The 17,303-nt window shown below is 68.4% G+C and carries 19 protein-coding genes and 1 tRNA gene; 11 read left to right on the forward strand and 9 right to left on the reverse strand.

The window, feature by feature from the left end:
• The first annotated feature begins 101 nt into the window (after nt 1-101).
• From HALDL1_11850 to HALDL1_11870, 5 genes are all read left to right on the forward strand, one after another.
• Nucleotides 102-935 (forward strand): nucleolar, encoded by an 834-nt coding sequence (locus HALDL1_11850; protein ID AHG04212.1) that lies wholly within the window; start codon nt 102-104, stop codon nt 933-935.
• Nucleotides 932-1,567, forward strand: coding sequence for a fibrillin (locus tag HALDL1_11855; protein ID AHG04213.1), 636 nt, complete (start codon nt 932-934; stop codon nt 1,565-1,567). The genes HALDL1_11850 and HALDL1_11855 overlap by 4 nt, the downstream gene beginning before the upstream one ends.
• A 72-nt stretch (nt 1,568-1,639) precedes the next feature.
• The gene (locus HALDL1_11860; protein ID AHG04214.1) at nt 1,640-2,749 is read left to right on the forward strand and encodes a carboxylate-amine ligase; all 1,110 of its coding nucleotides are present in this window, start codon (nt 1,640-1,642) and stop codon (nt 2,747-2,749) included.
• A gap of 68 nt (nt 2,750-2,817) precedes the next feature.
• Entirely contained in the window at nt 2,818-3,300 is a 483-nt protein-coding gene (locus HALDL1_11865) for a transcriptional regulator (GenBank protein AHG04215.1), read from the forward strand.
• Nucleotides 3,301-3,339: 39 nt separating this feature from the next.
• Entirely contained in the window at nt 3,340-3,816 is a 477-nt protein-coding gene (locus tag HALDL1_11870) for a phosphopantetheine adenylyltransferase (protein ID AHG04216.1), read from the forward strand.
• Here HALDL1_11870 and HALDL1_11875 read toward each other — a convergent pair whose 3' ends face one another.
• The gene (locus HALDL1_11875) at nt 3,817-4,125 is read right to left on the reverse strand and encodes a cyclin (GenBank protein AHG04217.1); all 309 of its coding nucleotides are present in this window, start codon (nt 4,123-4,125) and stop codon (nt 3,817-3,819) included. It abuts the gene before it with no gap.
• Nucleotides 4,126-4,211: 86 nt separating this feature from the next.
• Between HALDL1_11875 and HALDL1_11880 the strand changes: the two genes are divergently transcribed.
• Nucleotides 4,212-4,295 (forward strand) — tRNA-Leu (locus HALDL1_11880).
• Nucleotides 4,296-4,515: 220 nt separating this feature from the next.
• Here HALDL1_11880 and HALDL1_11885 read toward each other — a convergent pair.
• From HALDL1_11885 to HALDL1_11895, 3 genes are all read right to left on the reverse strand, one after another.
• On the reverse strand, nt 4,516-4,809 hold the full coding sequence (locus HALDL1_11885; GenBank protein ID AHG04218.1) for a hypothetical protein: 294 nt from the start codon (nt 4,807-4,809) through the stop codon (nt 4,516-4,518).
• Between the two features lie 139 nt (nt 4,810-4,948).
• Nucleotides 4,949-7,105, reverse strand: coding sequence for a hypothetical protein (locus HALDL1_11890; GenBank protein AHG05321.1), 2,157 nt, complete (start codon nt 7,103-7,105; stop codon nt 4,949-4,951).
• A gap of 2 nt (nt 7,106-7,107) precedes the next feature.
• Nucleotides 7,108-7,569: a chemotaxis protein CheY gene (locus HALDL1_11895; GenBank protein AHG04219.1), complete on the reverse strand. Its 462-nt coding sequence runs from the start codon at nt 7,567-7,569 to the stop codon at nt 7,108-7,110.
• 534 nt (nt 7,570-8,103) lie between these two features.
• Here HALDL1_11895 and HALDL1_11900 point away from each other — a divergent pair.
• Entirely contained in the window at nt 8,104-8,838 is a 735-nt protein-coding gene (locus tag HALDL1_11900; protein ID AHG04220.1) for a hypothetical protein, read from the forward strand.
• Between the two features lie 71 nt (nt 8,839-8,909).
• On the opposite strand, the gene HALDL1_11905 is transcribed toward HALDL1_11900, so the two are convergent.
• Nucleotides 8,910-9,410: a hypothetical protein gene (locus HALDL1_11905; GenBank protein AHG04221.1), complete on the reverse strand. Its 501-nt coding sequence runs from the start codon at nt 9,408-9,410 to the stop codon at nt 8,910-8,912.
• 264 nt (nt 9,411-9,674) lie between these two features.
• On the opposite strand from HALDL1_11905, the gene HALDL1_11910 reads away from it, so the two are divergent.
• Genes HALDL1_11910 through HALDL1_11920 form a run of 3 tightly spaced genes read left to right on the forward strand, consistent with a single transcriptional unit; the run spans nt 9,675 to nt 11,828 of the window.
• Nucleotides 9,675-10,487, forward strand: a complete 813-nt coding sequence (locus HALDL1_11910; GenBank protein ID AHG04222.1) for a hypothetical protein — start codon at nt 9,675-9,677, stop codon at nt 10,485-10,487.
• Nucleotide 10,488: 1 nt separating this feature from the next.
• Nucleotides 10,489-11,265 carry a mechanosensitive ion channel protein MscS gene (locus HALDL1_11915; GenBank protein AHG04223.1) on the forward strand — a complete coding sequence of 259 codons (777 nt, stop codon included), beginning with the start codon at nt 10,489-10,491 and terminating at the stop codon, nt 11,263-11,265.
• A complete protein-coding gene (locus HALDL1_11920; protein ID AHG04224.1) occupies nt 11,262-11,828 on the forward strand; it encodes a hypothetical protein in 567 nt (188 codons plus the stop codon). Before HALDL1_11915 ends, HALDL1_11920 begins: the two co-directional genes overlap by 4 nt.
• On the opposite strand, the gene HALDL1_11925 is transcribed toward HALDL1_11920, so the two are convergent.
• Entirely contained in the window at nt 11,825-12,346 is a 522-nt protein-coding gene (locus tag HALDL1_11925; protein ID AHG04225.1) for an acetyltransferase, read from the reverse strand. The two genes, HALDL1_11920 and HALDL1_11925, sit on opposite strands and share 4 nt — an antisense overlap.
• Before the next feature lie 260 nt (nt 12,347-12,606).
• Nucleotides 12,607-12,771: a hypothetical protein gene (locus HALDL1_11935; protein AHG05322.1), complete on the reverse strand. Its 165-nt coding sequence runs from the start codon at nt 12,769-12,771 to the stop codon at nt 12,607-12,609.
• Nucleotides 12,772-12,848: 77 nt separating this feature from the next.
• Between HALDL1_11935 and HALDL1_11940 the strand changes: the two genes are divergently transcribed.
• Nucleotides 12,849-13,820, forward strand: a complete 972-nt coding sequence (locus tag HALDL1_11940) for a glucose-fructose oxidoreductase (protein ID AHG04226.1) — start codon at nt 12,849-12,851, stop codon at nt 13,818-13,820.
• Here HALDL1_11940 and HALDL1_11945 read toward each other — a convergent pair.
• The gene (locus HALDL1_11945) at nt 13,806-16,196 is read right to left on the reverse strand and encodes a helicase (protein AHG04227.1); all 2,391 of its coding nucleotides are present in this window, start codon (nt 16,194-16,196) and stop codon (nt 13,806-13,808) included. The genes HALDL1_11940 and HALDL1_11945 overlap by 15 nt on opposite strands.
• 72 nt (nt 16,197-16,268) lie before the next feature.
• Nucleotides 16,269-17,273: a hypothetical protein gene (locus tag HALDL1_11950; GenBank protein ID AHG04228.1), complete on the reverse strand. Its 1,005-nt coding sequence runs from the start codon at nt 17,271-17,273 to the stop codon at nt 16,269-16,271.
• Nucleotides 17,274-17,303: the final 30 nt, after the last annotated feature.

The following is a 17,303-nucleotide window of genomic DNA, read 5'->3' on the forward strand; positions in this document are numbered from 1 at the left end:
ACGACCTGGAGTGTCTTAAACGGTCAGCCTGGGCGGCGAGCGGTCGAACGGTCGCGGTCGAGCGAGGTAGGTTTAAACGCGCGCGGCCGGAATCCCCGGGCATGACCGCACAGGGATGGTTCGCCGGCGTCGACCCCGACGACGCGGCGGCCGCCGGCGACGCCGTCCGGACGGGCCGCGCCGACGCCCCCGAGGACTGGCCGGCGCTGGCCGTCGAAGCGGGCGCGGCCGGCGACGAGGACGAGTACTACGAGTTGCTCCACGACGCGACGCTCGCCGGGACGCGGGCGGCCGTCCGGGAGCGCGAGAGCGCCGACGACCAGCAGTTGATTCACGCCGTGCGCGCGATGGCCGACCTCGCGGAGGCGGCCAACGAAATCGCCGAGCGCGGCACGGAGTGGGCCGGCAGTGTCCTCGACGACGTCGGCAGCGGTGTCGACGGTGCACGCGAGATGGCCAGCCGGGACCCCGCGACGCCGAGCGAGGAGCAGGCAATCTCGCTCTGTCGACGCGCTGCAGACCTCGGAGACGAACGGGACGCCGTGCGCTCGTACGTCGAACAGCAGGCGCCCGCGGTGGCGCCGAACCTCTCGACGCTCGCGGGCCCCGTGCTCGCGGCGCGCCTGATAGCGCTCGCTGGCGGCCTCGGGGAGCTCGCGAAGAAACCGAGCGGCACCCTCCAGGTGCTGGGCGCCGAGGACGCGCTGTTCGCCCACCTCCGCGGGCACGCTCCGTCCCCCAAACACGGCGCCATCTACACCCACGACTACGTCCGGGGCACCCACCCCGAACAGCGCGGGTCCGCCGCCCGCGCACTCGCCGGGAAACTCACCATCGCAGCCCGCATCGACCACTACTCGGGGGACAGCAGGCCCGACCTGCAGGCGGACCTCGACGAACGTATCGAGCGCATCCGTGCGCGTGATTCGTCGTGACGCTGCCCGACGGAGTCGAACGGCGGGAGTTCGGGGGAGAGAGCGACGACTCGCTGGCGACCCAGGGCGAACCGGTGTACGGCGAACCCGTCTCGGAAGGGTGGCGCCGCTGGAACCCCCACCGATCGAAACTCGGTGCGACGTTCGAGAAGAACGTCGACACCGGGCTCTCGGGTGGCGACGCGGTGCTCTACCTCGGTGCGGCGAACGGGACGACGGTGAGCCACGTCGCCGACTTCGCGGGGCCGACGTACGCCGTGGAGTTCGCGCCGCGGCCGACGCGTGACCTGCTCGCCGTCGCCGAGGACCGACCCAACCTCTTCCCGTTGCTGAAGGACGCACGCAAGCCCGAGACGTACGCCCACGTCGTCGAATCCGGCCTCGACGCCATCGTCCAGGACGTCGCGACCCGTGGGCAGGCGGAGGTTGCGCTGTCGAACCGCCAGTTCCTGCGCGACGACGGGCGGTTCGTGGGCGCGGTGAAGGCCCGCAGCGAGGACGTGACCCGGGAGCCCGAGGCCGTCTTCGAGGACGTGCTCGACCGACTCCGGGACGGTTACGAAGTGCTGGCGACCGAGCGTCTCGAGCCGTACCACGACGACCACCTCGCTGTGGTGGCGGCGCCAAAGTAGGGAGACGGAACTACCCCGAGGGCCCGCCGGTTCCAGAACTATTTACGCGCTCCGGGGAAAAGACCCGGCAGGATGGACGTGGGTTCGGCCGAGGAGTTCACCGAGATGGGGACCCTCGGCGTCGAGGAGGAGTTCTTCGTCGTCGACAGCGACGGCGTTCCGACGTCGGGAACCGACACGCTGGTGTACGAGTCCGACCCACCCGAACTGCTGGCGGGGCGCCTCGACCACGAACTGTTCAAGTTCATCGTCGAGACGCAGACGCCGAAACTCGATGGCCCCGCGGGCGCCGCGGACGCCGTCAAGGAGGTGCGGGCCGCGCTGGTTGCGCACGCTGAGGACAACGGCTTCCGCATCGCCGCAGCGGGCCTCCACCCCGCCGCCTACTGGCGCGAGCACGAACACGCGGAGAAACCCCGCTACCGCTCGCAGCTCGAACGCATCCAGTACCCGCAACACCGGAACACGACCGCCGGCCTCCACGTCCACGTCGGCGTGGACGACGCGGACAAGGCGGTGTGGGTGGCCAACCAGCTGCGCTGGCACATGCCCGTGATGCTCGCGCTCGGCGCGAACTCGCCGTTCTGGAACGGCTTCGACACGGGGCTGGCGTCGGCTCGGGCGAAGGTGTTCGAGGCGCTGCCGAACACCGGGATGCCGACGGCGTTCGACTCCTACGAGGAGTTCGACCGGTTCGAGACGCTGATGGTCGAGAACGACGCCATCGACGACCGGGGCGAACTGTGGTACGACGTGCGCCCTCACTCGGGACACGGCACCGTCGAGGTGCGCGCGCCCGACGGGCAGACCGACCCGGAGACGGTGGCGGCGTTCGTGGAGTACACGCACGCGCTGGTGGTGGACTACGCGGAGCGCTTCGAGGACAGCGCAGACCCCGAACCACCGGTGGCGGTCGGCGCCGCCGATGGGCCGGCGGCGCTCCGCCGCGAGGTGCTCGACGAGAACAAGTGGCGCGCGACCCGGCACGGGCACGACGCGTCGTTCGTCCGCCGAGACGCCAGCGGCAACGTCGACCTCGGCGAGGTGGTCGAGCGGGAGTGCGACCGCCTCGACGTGTCCGGTATCCGAAACGTTCTGGGGCGCGAATCTGGCGCACAGCGTCAACGTCGGCTACTCGCAGAATCCGGGGAAGCGGCGCTCTACGAGTCGCTCGTGCTGTAGGCCGACGGGGGCCGCGGGGCGAAGGGTTTTTTACCCGGCCGTCGCTTGTGTCCCGATTGAGACAACGCATGTCCGAGGACGCAAGCGAGAACACAGACGCGGAGGGCCGGTCCGCACGGGACCGATTAGGGGCGGAGAAAGAGCGCGCCGTCGCGGGGTTCGACAAGGGCATCGTCGACATCCTGTCGTGGGTCCTGGACACGGAGACGCGCGCCCGCATCTTCGTCTACCTCCGGCAACACCCCTGGAGCACCAGCGAGGAAGTCGCCGACGGCACGGGGCTCTACCCCTCGACCGTCCGCGAGGCGCTCGCGGAACTGGCCGGCGAGGACGTCGTCGACAGGCGCAAGCGCCAGAGCGAGGGCGCCGGCAACAACCCCTACGAGTACACCGCCATCCCGCCGAGCGACCTCGTCGGCGGCGTCGCCGGCCGCGTCCAGGACGAACTCAACACCGTGTTCAACCTCGACGCCCACCTCGGGAACGGCGACAACACGGACGCAGACGCGGAACCCGTCAACATCGAGGTCGAGGACAGGGAGAGCGCGTGAACCCAAACTGCTAAACGACGCGGGGACCTCCGCGAGCGTATGAACGTCGCTCTCGGCGGGACGTTCGACCCGGTCCACGACGGCCACCGGAAACTGTTCGAGCGCGCGTTCGAACTCGGTGACGTCACCGTCGGGTTGACCAGCGACGAGTTGTCGACGCAGACGCGACACGTCCAGCGGCCGGTACGCTCCTTCGAGGAGCGCGAGGCCGACCTGGAGGCGGAGCTCGCTGCTCTCGCCGGGGAGCACGGTCGGGAGTTCGAGGTTCGGACACTGGAGGAGCCGACGGGCATCGCCACCGAGGAGCGATTCGACGTGCTCGTGGTCTCTCCGGAGACGAAACACGGCGGCGAGAAGATCAACGAGATCCGCGAGGAGCGGGGCTTCGACCCGCTGGAGATCGAGATCGTCGACCACGTCCGCGCCGAGGACGGCGACATCATCTCCTCGACCCGCATCGTCAACGGCGAGATAGACGAGCACGGCAATCTCACGCCAGAGCGCGAGGGCCGGTAGCTACCAGGAGGGCGGTTCGAATCCCGCGTCCTCGAGAATCTCCTTCCAGCGCTGCTGAATCACCAGCCGAGAGACATCCGCGGCCTCTGCGACCGCGGTCTGGGAGCGCTGGTCGCCGGCGATGAGCGCGCCCGCGTAGACGCTGGCCGCGACTGCTGCCGGCTTCGAGCGCTCCTCGTTCGGCACCGCCGAGAGGAACAGGTCCTTGGCGGTAGCGCGAGCCTCCGCGTCGATGTCGAGGGCGTCCGCTACTGCCTCGAGTTCGTCCAGCCACGCTTGCTGGTCCACCTCGTCCCCCGCGCGGTACATACCCGTTCGTTGGTCGTCACGAACGTAAACCTTCGCCGGGCGCGGAGCGCAATTCTCATTTAGGTGCCTCCGATAGTCGGGAGTGCGCGCGGGTAGCCAAGCCAGGAAAAGGCGTAGCGCTTAGGACGCTATCCCGTAGGGGTCCGCCGGTTCAAATCCGGTCCCGCGCACTGCGAGACGCGAACGGAGTGAGCGTCTCGGGAACCGTGAACGGCGAGCGGAGCGAGCCGTGAACGAGAGCGAACGAAGTGAGCGAAGAAGCAGGCGCGGATTTGAACCCTGGAAGACGAGCGACAGCGAGTCTTCCTCCGGTTCAAATCCGGTCCCGCGTACGGTCTGTCCGAGTGAAACGAGAAAACGGAGGACGACGGTCCAGACAGGTCGACCGTCTCAGTCCAGGCTCTCCGTGGGGGCGGTTTCGAGCGAAACCGCACCGCCGGCGGTGACGTGCACCTCGAATCCGTGGTACGTGAACCGGACCGCGCCGGTGCCGAGGCTGTTGACGCTCGGTCGTGAGTGGAACAGGGAGTTGAGTGCGTCGGGGTCGACGACGTCGTAGAGTGGGTCGAGGTCGACGGCGTCGACGCCTGTCTCGGCGGCAACCGCGTCGACGATCTTTCGTGTAATCCGGTCGGATTCCGCTGCAGTGTGAGGAGATTCGATGCCGATTGTGGACTGTTCCATCGTACTCTATCCAAATACACGGTAGAGAATATGGATTTGGTCTCCGTACGAAGCCCCTCTCGCCGAGCGGGGCTATGAGTGTAGGGTCGCCGCCCTGAGAACCGTCGAAACGGTGGTTTCCGGCGCTCCGTCTCCAGGCCTACGACATGTCGTCGTCGAGCAGTTGGTGGAATATCTTCTGCTGGGCGGCCCGGAGGTGGGAGTTGAACGTCGGCTGTGCGATGTCCATCGTCCCCGCAATCTCGCTCGCGGTACGGGTCCGGGGCTCCTCGAAGTAGCCGCTGAAGTAGGCGATCTGGAGGGTCTCCAGCTGGCGGTCTGTGAGCGTATCGAACATCCGACCGCGGAGTTCCAGCGGCGAGCGCTGGGGTTGCTGGTGGGTCCGCTGGGCGACCAGCTCCGAGCCCGGGTAGTGCTCCTGGAACATCTCGACGAACTCGCGGACGGCCGCGTCGGCGGCCATCTCGACGACCACGGTGGCCGTTCCGTCTGCCATCTCGTAGGTGTGCAGCCGGCCGCCGTGGTCGAGCGTCGTCGCCGCGAGACTCTCGCTCGTCAGGTCCGCCTCGAAGAGGCAGACCGTCTCCTCGTCCTCGCCGGTCTCGGAGATGAGCGTGACCGTCGACGCCGGGAGCCGGTGTGTGAACTCGAGGCCCTCCTCGGCTTCGAAACCTCGCGTGGAGTAGAACCCGCGGACGCCGCCGTCGGGCCGGAGGACGATGCTCTCGAGGAAGAACTCGGCGCCGAGCTCCTTGGCGACCTCGACGAGTCCCAGGTTCGAGTTCGTGACGTCGAAGGTGAGCCGACGGATCTGGCTGCTGAGCAGCGCTTTCTTCCGCTCGACGGCGTTGATGGCGTACGCGATGGTGTCGGCGAGCTCCGTCAGGACGGCCTGTTCCAGTTCGTCGAACACGCCGGGCTGGCCCGAGTAGATGTTGAGGATGCCGTACAGCGTGCCGTCGTATATCAGCGGGAGCGAGATTGAGGCGTGGTAGCCGTAGTTGAGCGCTTGCTGTCGCCACGACTCGAAGGCGCGGTTCTCCAGGATGCTGTTGACGACCTGGGGTTCCCTGGTGAGCACTGCCCTCCTCGCCGGCCCCTGCGCCTCCGCGTCCTCGGCAGTGCTGATGCTGATTTCGTCGAGGTAGCTCTCCCCGGAACCCGCGGACGCCCTGGGCGTGAGTTGCTCGGCCACCGTGTCGTGCTCGCCGATCCAGGCGAGTTCGTACGGGCCGGCGTCCGTCAGCTGCTCGCAGACGACCGACTCGATCTCCGCCCGCGTCGACGCCTGGACGAGCGCCTGGGCGATGTTCCGGATGATGTCGTTGACGCGGTTGAGTCGTTCGAGCGCCTCGGTCTGCTCCTGAAGGGTCTGTTCGCGCTCGTAGAGCTTTCGCTCGCGGTCCACCCGGTCCAGGGCCGACTCGAGGTTCCCCGCGACGGTCTCCGCGAACTCGAAGTTCGTCGCGCTGAACCCCGGCGACTCGGTCGCGCCCGCGACGAACACGCCGTGCTGGGTGAGCGGGAAGATGGCGAGCTCCGAAACCGAACCGTCGGTCGTTTCGTCCTCGGCCAGCGAGATGCGACGGTTCTCGTTCCCGACGAACGACTGCCAGCCGGCGCCATCCCCCCGCTCGAGGAGGCCGCTGGTCGCGAGCAGTTCCGCGGCCGCGTCCGTGGCCCGCGTCGGTTCGAGGACGCCCGTCTCCCCGTCGTACAGCGCGACGGCGGCGACGGGCAGACCGAGGAACTCCTCGGCCGCCTCGACCACGTACTCGCTCACCTCGGTGCCGGTCTGGGCGTCCATCAGGTCTCGGGTCAGCGTGTTGAGCGCCTCCAGTTGCTGGCGCCGACGTGTCTGCTCTCGCTCCTGGCGGTTGCGCTCGATTGCGTGGTGGATAGTGCGGACGAGCAGTTCGCTCTCCACCTCGTCTTTCACGAGGTAGTCCTGGGCGCCGTTCTTGATAGCCTCGATGCCGATCTGGTCGGTGCTGAGGCCCGTGAGCACGACGACCGGGAGGAACGTCGTCGCGTCGATGACGGTGGCGAGCGTGTCGAGGCCCGTGCTGTCCGGGAGGCCGAGGTCGAGGAGCAGGACATCGATGTCGCCGGCCGAGAGCCTGTCGAGGCCGGCCGAGAGGCGCTCTTCACGGTGGACCGTCGCACCTCCGGCGACCGATTCGGTGGCGTCGACGCGCTGGAGCAGTTCACCGGCGTCCTGGAGCATCTCCTCGATCAGCCGCGCGTCGCCCGGGTTGTCCTCGATGAGGAGGACGTCGAGTTCGTCCGTGCTCATCGTCACTCGTCACCTGGCGGGAGCCGGACGACGGAGAGCCAGAACTGCTTGAACGACTTCACCACCTCGATGAACTCGCTGGGGTCGACGGGTTTCGTCAGGTACGCGTTCGCCTGCAGCTCGTAGGACTGTGCCACGTCCTCCTGGGCCTCTGAACTCGTGAGGACGATGACGGGGATGCGAGCGAGGTCCGGGTCGGCGCGCACCTCCGCGAGTACCTCGTCGCCGTTCTTCCGCGGCAGATTGAGGTCCAGCAACACGATGTCCGGAGTCGGCGCGTCCGCGTGCTCGCCCTCGTTGCGGAGGAACGCCAGCGCCTCGTCCCCGTCGTTGACGACGTGGAGGTCGTTGTATATCTGGCCGTTCTTGAACGCCTCCTGCGTGAGTCGCACGTCCCCCGGGTTGTCCTCGACGAGCAGGATGTCGACGTGCTCCTGAGGCGACTGCTCGGTCACCACGACCACCTCTCCCCTGTCCCGGGGGTCGTCAGGTCGTCGACGACGGTGGCCACGACCGAGTCGCCCCGGTCGTCTCCCCCAGTGGTGTGCTTGCGCCACGCGGCTCCGGTTCTCGCCGCCGACCGGCGGACGGCGCACGGATTCACTCGGGTGGGCCTACTCATCTCGATACCCTACCTCGGCCACGTCCGTAAACTCTTCACTCGGCTCTGTAGTTTCGCTAGGCGGCGCTACAATTGGTGAGAAATTGCTCCTGAACTGTCGGTAGATGGACTTATGCTCCGAATAGACCGCAGTCTCTTGATTTTCTCGAAATCCGATTGGAAGAACCGCCGGACAATGCTAAAAATCACGTGGTAAAATAGGGAATATACTGGCCAAAATAGCCCAAATCGACTGCTGTCTAGCGAAACTACAGAGCCCTTCACTCTAAATCCGACGTGTAGGGCGGTCGGCGGTCGTTCCACTCTCGGGTTCGGCCGCCCCCGCCAGAATTCCTTTGCGCGTGGAAAGCGTCCGGACGACTAGCGGTGAGTTCCTATGGTAACTACAACTCCGACTACCAAGACCGTCGACGCCATCGTCGCCGACTGGCCCGATTCCGGTCCAGGCAACCAGCTCCCGAGGGAGACCGCAGAGAAGATGCGCGAGAAGTACGGCGAACCCGACGAAGCCACGCCGAACCGCCTGGTCTGGCACGACAACGGGCCGTGGAAACGGACCGAAGTCCACCGTAACGGACCGGAACACCGGTTCCCCGTCCCGCACGTCGACCACCTCTACCAGTTCGTCGACTACCAGGTGCCGCCGGAGAAACACGACGACCTCGCGCGGTTCGACGGGAGCCTCCTGCTCCGCCGGACAGAGGGCGAGATGGGCGTCACGTGCCACAGGGAGGAGGCGAACATCCTCGGACTGAACCTGGCACACGACGTCGTCGACGGCGACCGGACCGTCGAGGAGGCCCGCGAGGACTACGCGGCCATCAACGCGAAGCTGATGGCGGGCGGCTCGCCGGCGTACACACAGCGCTTCCAGTTCCCGCTCCCGAGCGACGACCAGCGCGACCCGGACGTGACGATACTCACCGAGGAGCTCAAGCGCCGACGCCGCGGGCTCGCGGTCGCCGGACTCGCGCTCGTCGGTCTCCTCTTCGTCCTCGCGCGACGACGCGGGGGACAGCAGGAGCAGTCGGGTTCCGGGAGGGCGGACGAACCCACCGAGGGCATCGAAACGTCCGGCGAAGCGAAGGGGCGGTTCCCCGGCCTGACGTAGCACCGGTCACCGACGCGACTCGGCGGGTCGCGGGCCTCAGAGACGCCCACATCTCGGGACCGCGCCGGCCCTCAGCCGGTGAGCCTGGTCCACAGTGACTTCAGCCCCGACCCGTTCGACACCGCCTTCAGCTTCTTGAGGGCCTGCTGCTCCTCCTCGAGGTTCTCCGCCAGCGGGTCCGTCACGTCGTCGCCGAGGCCGGCCTTCTTCGCGGTCAGCAGCAGCGCCTCGTAGCTGGCGATTTCGAACCGCTCGGTCTCCATGCCGGCGCCGATGTAGTGGACGTCCCGCAGGTCGTCGACCGTGACGCTCTCGTCGTACACGGCCTTCTCCTCGAGGAGCGCGTCGACGACGAGGTTCTCCCGCCGCGTGGGTTCCCTGCCGAGCGCCAAGAACGCAGCCTCCACCCGTTCGACGTGCTCTTTGGTCTGCTCACGGTGCGTCTCGAACCCCTCGCTGAGCGTCTCGCTTTTGGCCATCTGGGACAGCTCGCCGAGGGGCTCGACGAGCTTCACCTCCATGTCGTAGACGGCCTCGAGTTCGTAGACGAACTGGTCCTCCAGATTCCGAATCCGCATCTGTGGTGCACTCATGTCGTCAGGCCGGTTCGTGACTGCTGCCAAAACGACTGTGGGCCACGAACCGTCGCGGTGGGGTCGGCTACTCCACGGTTGGCCGCGTCTCCACCCCTGGTTGTGGACCTGTCCGAGTCAAGCGGGCGGCCCTGTCGGCATCCAGGCACGGTCGAATTCCGCCCGTCCGCGGCAGACAGTCGTCTGACAGCCCCGTGCCGGGGCCGCTAACCTTTTTGCGGGCGCGGTGAGAGGCTTACGCAAATGGCTCGGCCACCGGACCTCCTCGACGACATCCTCGACGGTATCGACGCGCTGTTGCTGTTCTCGCCGAACGGTGCGTTCTACGAGCGCGCGGCCGGCGTGGAGGACACGAAGGTGGTTGTCGTCGACACGGAGAACGCGGTGGGCGCGCCCCGGTTCGTCGAACTGCCAGTGGAGTTCGACGACGTCCGCGAGCGCATCCGGTTCGGCGTCGAGGGAGCGCTCAGCGAGGGCGTGGTGTCCGACGGCGACGCCGTCGGCTGTGCGGCGCCGCTGTTCGGCGACGCCATCGACATGGTGACGCGAACGACCGCCAGCGAGGACGACCACTCGGGCATCTACAATCTGTTCGCGAACTCGCGGGGCGAACCGAGCGTCATCCGCGACGTCTTCGAGGTGGCCATCGAGCTCGGGAAGAAGGGGCAGAAGGGCAAGCCCGTCGGCGCGCTGTTCGTCGTCGGGGACGCCGGGAAGGTGATGAACAAGTCCCGACCGCTCTCGTACAACCCCTTCGAGAAGAGCCACGTCCACGTCGGGGACCCCATCGTCAACGTGATGCTCAAGGAGTTCTCGCGGCTGGACGGCGCGTTCGTCATCAGCGACTCCGGGAAGATCGTGAGCGCCTACCGCTACCTCGAACCGGGCGCCGAAGGGACGGACATCCCGAAGGGCCTCGGCGCGCGGCACATGGCGGCGGGCGCCATCACTCGGGACACGAGCGCCGTCGCCATCGTGCTCTCGGAGTCCGACGGACTCGTGCGTGCGTTCAAGAACGGGGAACTCGTCCTCGAACTCGACCCAGAGGAGTACTGAGATGCCCCTCCAACTAGACTGGCTCCTGGACGCGGACTTCCGCTACCTGCTGGCGGTCGTGGTGCTGTTCACGGGCGTCGTGCTCGGCTACCTGGTCGGCCGCGTGAACGAGCGCATCCTGCTCGCGATGGGCGTCGACCAGACGGTCGAGGCGACGAGCGTCGAGCAGATGGCCCGCGAACTCGGGACGACGACTGTGTCGCTGACGGCCCGACTCACCTCGTGGATCATCTACGGAGTCTCTGTGCTCATCGCCCTCGAGGTCGCGCAGTTGACCGTGCGCGGCGCGGTGTGGTACCCCATCGTCACGTTCGTTCCGTCGCTGGTGCTCGCCGTCGTCGTCCTCCTGTTTGGCGTGCTGCTGAGCGACAAGGCCGAACTCGTCGTCAGCGAGCGTCTGCGGAGCGTGAAGGTCCCCGAAATAACGGTGCTGCCGAGGGTGGTCAAGTACAGCATCATGTACGTCGCGGTGCTGGTCGCGCTCTCGCAGGTCGGCGTCCAGGTGACGGCGCTGGTCGTCCTGCTGTTCGCGTACGTCGGGGCGCTCGTCCTCTACACCGCCATCGCCACCCGGCACCTGCTCACGTCGGCGGCGGCGGGCCTCTACCTCCTGTTGAACCAGCCCTACGGCATCGGTGACCGGGTCGCCATCGGCGAACACGAGGGCATCGTCCAGGAGGTCGACGTCTTCGTCACCCGGATCGAGGGCGAGGGCCGGGAGTACGTGCTCCCGAACCACCTCGTCTTCCGGCGCGGCGTCGTGCTGGTGAGAGAATGAGCGCGGCGGAGTGGGCGTTCACCGTCGGGGGGTGGCTCGCGCTCACCGCCGCCGGCTACGCGGCCGTCTCGACCCACGGCATGCGCTCGTGGGCGTCGTCGTCCGGGGGCCGGTGGGCGACGCGGTTTCTCGGCGTCTTCGCCGCCCTCCTGCTCGCGGTGAGTACGGGAGCGTTCTCCGTGTCGCCGCCGCTGGGCGTCTACCTCTTCGCCGTCGTCGGGGTAATCGCGTTCGCGGCCGCGGCTGTCGCGGCGGCCGGCGCGGCGGACGTCGCGCTCGTCGCCGTCGCCGACCGGCCGTCGTTCTGGCGGCGGGTGCGCGCGTTCTGGTACGCGGCGGCGGTCGGCTTCCGCGCCACACGGTACGCGCTCGTGCTGGGCTTCGTGGCGTTCGTCGTCGCCGCGGTGGCGGCCGGCGTGGCCGTCGACCCGCTCGTGAGCACTGTCGGAGCGCTGTCGGTTGGCGGCTTGCTGGCCTGCGTCACCGGGTTCGCGGCGGTAGGCATGTTCGTCCCGGGCAGCAGAAACGGGGCGGTCGCCGAGGACGTCGAGCGCGCGAGCTAGTCCCGCTCGAGGGGTTCGGCGGGGACGCCGGCGACCGTGGCCCCCGCGGGCACGTCGTCGGCGACGAGGGAGTTCGCGGCGACCTGTGCGTCGTCACCGATTTCGACGCCCGGGAGGACGACGGCGCCCGCACCAATCATCGCGCGGTCGCCGACGACGACCTCGCCGGTGCGGTACTCGTCCTGGAGGAACTCGTGGCAGAGCAGCGTCGCGTCGTAGCCGACGACGGCGTCCTCGCCGACGGTGACGAGTTCCGGCCAGAACACGTCCGGCGTCGATTCGAGGCCCCACGACGCGCCCACCCCGACGGTCACGCCGAGCCGCCGGAGCAGCACGTTCTTCGCGCGGAGACTCGGGCAGATGCGGGCGAGGACGATGACCACGTAGTTGAACGCGACGCGAAGCGGGTGCTTGGCGTCGGTCCAGTGGCGCAGCGAGTTCCCCGTTCCCTGCGTCGGGTGGCGGTCGAGGCGGTCGTGGCGCGACGGCACGGCTCTGGATAGAACCGCCGGCGGCATCAACCCACCTGTTTCGACTATCGTCGAGAGTAGATTTTATTATCGTCGAAATCCACGCGTCAATCGACGAATGAGTAATCGACAGCTTCCGACAACACTGGAGTCACCACGGGGGAAACTCGTCTACCTGTCGCTCGAGCGAGAGCGCGCCACCGTCTCGGAGCTACACGCGCGGCTGGGCGTCCCGCGAATCACGCTGTACAGCGTCCTGAAAACGCTCCAGAGCCGAGGGCTCGTCGACCGCGACGGGCGGGCCTACGTCACTGCTCGACCGGTGTAAACGTCCCCGTCACGTCCCACGCGTGGACGCAGAACACCTCTCCCGCGTCCTCGTCTACTCGCCACTGGGCGTCGGCGTCGTCCCACCGCTCCGAGCGGCCACAGCTGGTACAGGAGCGCTCGGTCGGCGCGCGAATCCGTGTCATTGACCCCCACGAGACGGTGCACCCTCTTGAGGCCTGCGGTCCGAACAGTTAGGTTCCTGGCACGCCCGCTTCGAGGCGTGCAGTTCGGCATCATCTCCACGGCGAACATCGGCGACCTGGCTGTCGTCCCAGCCATTCGCGACTCCGAGCACGAGGTCCGCGCGGTGGCCTCCCGGGACGCCGACCGTGCCGCCGCCTTCGCCGACCGTCACGACATCCCGGAGCGCTACGACAGCTACGACGCGCTCCTCGGCGCCGACATCGACGCAGTGTACAACCCCCTCCCGAACGCGCTCCACGCCAAGTGGACCTGCCGGGCGGCCGACGCCGGCCTCCACGTCCTCTGCGAGAAACCGCTCGCCACCGACGCCGAGGAGGCCGTCGAAGTCGTCCAGCACTGCCGCAACGCCGGCATCACGCTGATGGAGGCGTTCATGTACCGCTACCACCCCCGGACCGAGCGCGCTCTCGAGGTAGCAGCCGACCAACTCGGTGACCCTCGGCACGTCCACGCGGCGTTCAACTTCCCGATGCCCGCCAGCAAGGCGGACGTACGACTCGACCCGGAACTCGCGGGCGGCGCACTGATGGACGTTGGCTGTTACGCCGTCAGCGCCGCCCGGCAGTTCCTGGGCGAACCGGTCGCTGCGACCGCGAGCGTCCACGACGCCCGGGACTGCGGCGTCGACACGGAGCTGGCGGGCACCCTGCGGTTCGCTGACGGTGCCACCGCTACAGTCGAGGCGAATTTCGAGACGCGGAACTACCAGTGTTACCGCGTGGAGGGCACCGAGGGCTGGCTGGAAGCGACGGACGCCTTCAACCCGACGAGCGACGGCGGCACGGTGCTGCGCTGGGGCATGGACGGGAAGACAGTCGAGGAGACGTTCGACCCGACCGACCACTACCGCCTGGAGGTCCAGCATTTCGCCGACTGCGTCGAATCGGGAGCGACGCCGCGGACGGACGGCGAGGAGGCCATCGCGAACATGCGCGCCGTCGACGCGCTGTACGAGGCCGCGGCGACCGACGGCTCAGTCTCGCTCTGACCAGAACGCGTCCAGCTGGTCGCCGAGGAACTCCGGGGTCATGCGGGTGAACTCCGCGCGCTCGCCCGGCCCGAGGTAGCCGTGGACCGAGTGGCGCGCGCCCTCCACGTAGCGCTGCCCGACGAGCGCACGAACGCCGACCTCCTCTGGCCCACGAATGACGCGCCCGATGGCCTGCCGCGCCCTGCGCACGGCGGGAACGGTAAGCGCGTACTCGAAGGCCTTGTCCTCGCCGAAGGCGTCCGCGTACGCCCGGCGGACCGCCCGCACGCGCGGTGACCCGACGTTGACGAGAGGGACGCCGACGACGGCGCACGCCGCGAGTTTCTCGCCGTCGTAGTCGACGCCCTCCGTCAGCGTCCCTCGCGTGCTGGTGACGAGGACCTTCCCGTCACCGCGGAAGAACTCCGCCTTCAGGTCGTCCGTCACTTCGTTCGAGGAGGACTCGTCGACGAGCACGTCCTTCTCGACGGCGTCGGCGAGGTAGTCGCCGGCCCACGCCGCCTCCCGGTAGTTCGGCATACAGACGAGGACGTTCCCGGGCGAGCGCGCGATGGTGCGGAGGACGTAGCGGTACTCCTCGCGCGTCCGGTTGTCGTTCTCGCGCGTCGGGTCGCCGCGGTTGCGGGCCGTGAACGGCGTCGCGTCCACGAGGAAACTCGCGCGGTTCTCGCGGGGGAATCGGAGGTCGTAGCGGCGCTCGACGACCGGGCGGGCTTCGGCGGTGCCGGCGCCCGCTTCGAGGCGGTCCAGCCCGGTGACCTCGCGGAAGACGTCGAGCGGTTCGAGGGTCGCGCTCATCAGCACGCCGCCGCCGAGTCCCGCGAACGTCTCGCGGAGCGCCCGCGCCGGCATACAGTTGTACGTCACGAGCGCTGGCGTGTACGCCTCCGCCCACGCGGCACCCGCGCGGCCCGAGTCCTTGGGGACGTGTTCGAGTTCGATCTCCCGGAAGTAGGTGGCGTGGTCGCGCTCCCACCACCGCTGGAGGGTGACCCCGACCGCGCCGCAAACCGCCGAGCGGTCGCCGTCGTCCTCAAGGATGGCCTCGACGGCGGTGCCGACGTCCGCCAGCGACCGCCAGAGGTCGCCGGTGTACCCCTGCTTCTCGGCCCACCGCGTGAGGTCGTCCGGTTCGTCCGTCTCGGGGTCCCTGAGCGGGACCTCGTGGTCGTACTCCGGGAGGTTGCGGGCGCTGTTCGGGTCGTGGCCCTCCTCGGCGAGGTACTCCGCGACCCGGTCGTCCAGCCAGTCGAGGACGTCCCCGAGGAACTCGACGGTGGCCTCCACGGCGTCCATCGAGAGGTCGTAGCTGCTGAGGTGGTCGGCGACCTGCTGGCGGTTCGACTCGCTCTGCCTGGCCTCCGTCAGCAGCGTCCGCACGTCGTTCCTGGCGCGGGCGAGCGTGTGGCGGCCCACCCTGTCCGAGAGCAGGTCCCGCACGCGCTCCTCCAGGCGGTGGGCTTCGTCGACCACGACGAACGTCTGCTCGTCGAGGAGGTGTTCGGTGAGCCCGCGCGTCTTCGGGTCGAAGAGGTGGTTGTAGTTCCCGATGACGACGTCCGCGTGGTCGAGCAGCACCTGCTGGACGCGGTGGGGACAGGTGCCGTACTCGACGCTCTCCGGGAGCACCTCCTCGCTCGTGACGACGTTGTGTCGACCGGCGTCGAAGCCCACCGGCGACCCCTTGTTGCGCCCGTACCAGTCGGCCTCGAACGGGCAGAACAGCGGCGGGTCGCCCTCCGAGAGGTCCTCGGGGGCCGTGGGCTGGTGCTGGACGTACGGCGAGTCCACGCCCGCCGTCGCGAGCGGCGCCTGCGAGAGGTTGTGGTCGACGTCCGCGCGGGCCGAGCGCGCCAGTTCGCGCCCCGTCGCGGGGTCCCACCACGGTTCGTCGAGGGCCTCGGCCGCCCGCAGTTCCACGAGTTCGCGGGCGTCCTGTCCGTCGAAACTGTCGCCGTCGCCCTCCACGAGTCCCGCTGTCGACTCGCGGAGGTCCTCGCAGCGGTCGTGGACGCTCGCGTCCCGGGGGAACGCGTCCTCCCGACCGTACGGACAGAGGTCGCGCTTCCCGACGAGTGCGACGCCGTCGAGGGGGTCCTCCATCCCCGCGTTCATCGTCCGGAGGTCGGCGACGAACTGCTCCAGTTGCTGTTTCACCGGCGTGACGACCAGCACGCGGCTGTACTGGTCGCCGTTCCGCACGAGGTGGGCGGCCGCGGTGAGCGCGGCCATCGTCTTCCCGGTGCCACAGGGCCCCTCCATCGCGAGGTAGCCGCCCTGCTCCCCGGCGTCGATGGCGGATTCGATGGCGTCGGCTTGCTGGTCGTACGGCGCGTCGAATCCGAAGAACTCGCGCCACGGCTCGTCGGCCATTCGCTAGTCGGTGGGTCGTCACGTCGTAAGAACCTGCGGAATCGGGGTGACCGAACGCGGGTCGGCTCCCCGTCAGTGGGAGTCCAACTGCGGCAGGTCGAGCGGAACCGAGCCCTTCGTGTACCCCTGGACGGTTCCGTCCGGGCGCACGCGGAAGACGACGGCGGGCCGGTGGTGGACCTCCGGCTGTTCGCCGAGGATGCGGCGCCACTCGTCGTCCGGGAACGACGAGCAGTCCACGAAGAGGACGGCGCCGCCGCCGTGGGCGTCGAGTTGGCCGCTGGTCTTCGTCTGGGCGGTGTCCTTGACCGCCGCAACCGGCGTGTGGGCGGCGCGCTTGTTCGTCGGAACGGGCCGAGTTACCTCGACGAGAACGCCCTGTTCGCCCGGTCGGTCCGCGCGGTAGTCCAAGGAGTGCCCGGTCGTCACCTCTATCTCGGGGGTGACCTCGTAGCCCGCCTCGTGGAGCAGCCACGCCGCGTTGAACTCGCCCATCGCGCCGTTCGCGCGCGCCACGTCGAGGTACTCGGAGGTGCCGAGCTTGCCCGCCATCACGTGGCGGTGCTCGTCGAAGATCCCTGTCTCGAGGAACGACTCGTAGAACGCCAGCGCCTCGTCGGCGGTGGCGTCCGGGAAGCCCCCGGCGTGGTCTTTGAAGAACGCCCGCGTCGTCTCACGGCCGTCCTTCGAGCAGAAGACGGCCAGGAAGAACCACGAGACGTAGGGGTATTCCGCGAGCCACGGCGCCTCCTCGTGGAGTTCCGCGAGGAGTTCGCGCTCGGCCCAGCGGGTCACCTCGTAGGGCGCCTCGGCGAACGACTGCTTGTCCGTCCGCCACAGCACCTGCGGCGTCTCGGTGTTGCCGACCCACCACGCGCCCTGGTCGTCCCAGGCGAACAGCGCGGTGTCGCCGTTGTCCATGTCGAACCTGCGTGCCTCGTACCCTGGCGGCGGGCTGAACCACGGCGACGACATCGTCGCGCCGAGGTTCTGGTCCAAATCCTCGAAAATCCGGGCGGTGACGCGGTCGCTGTTCCACGTCTCGTGTGACCGCCGGAAGCGGAGGGGTTTGGCCACGAGCGGTCTACTCAGGGGGAACTGATACGT

Source organism: Halobacterium sp. DL1 (assembly GCA_000230955.3).
GTDB lineage: Archaea > Halobacteriota > Halobacteria > Halobacteriales > Halobacteriaceae > Halobacterium.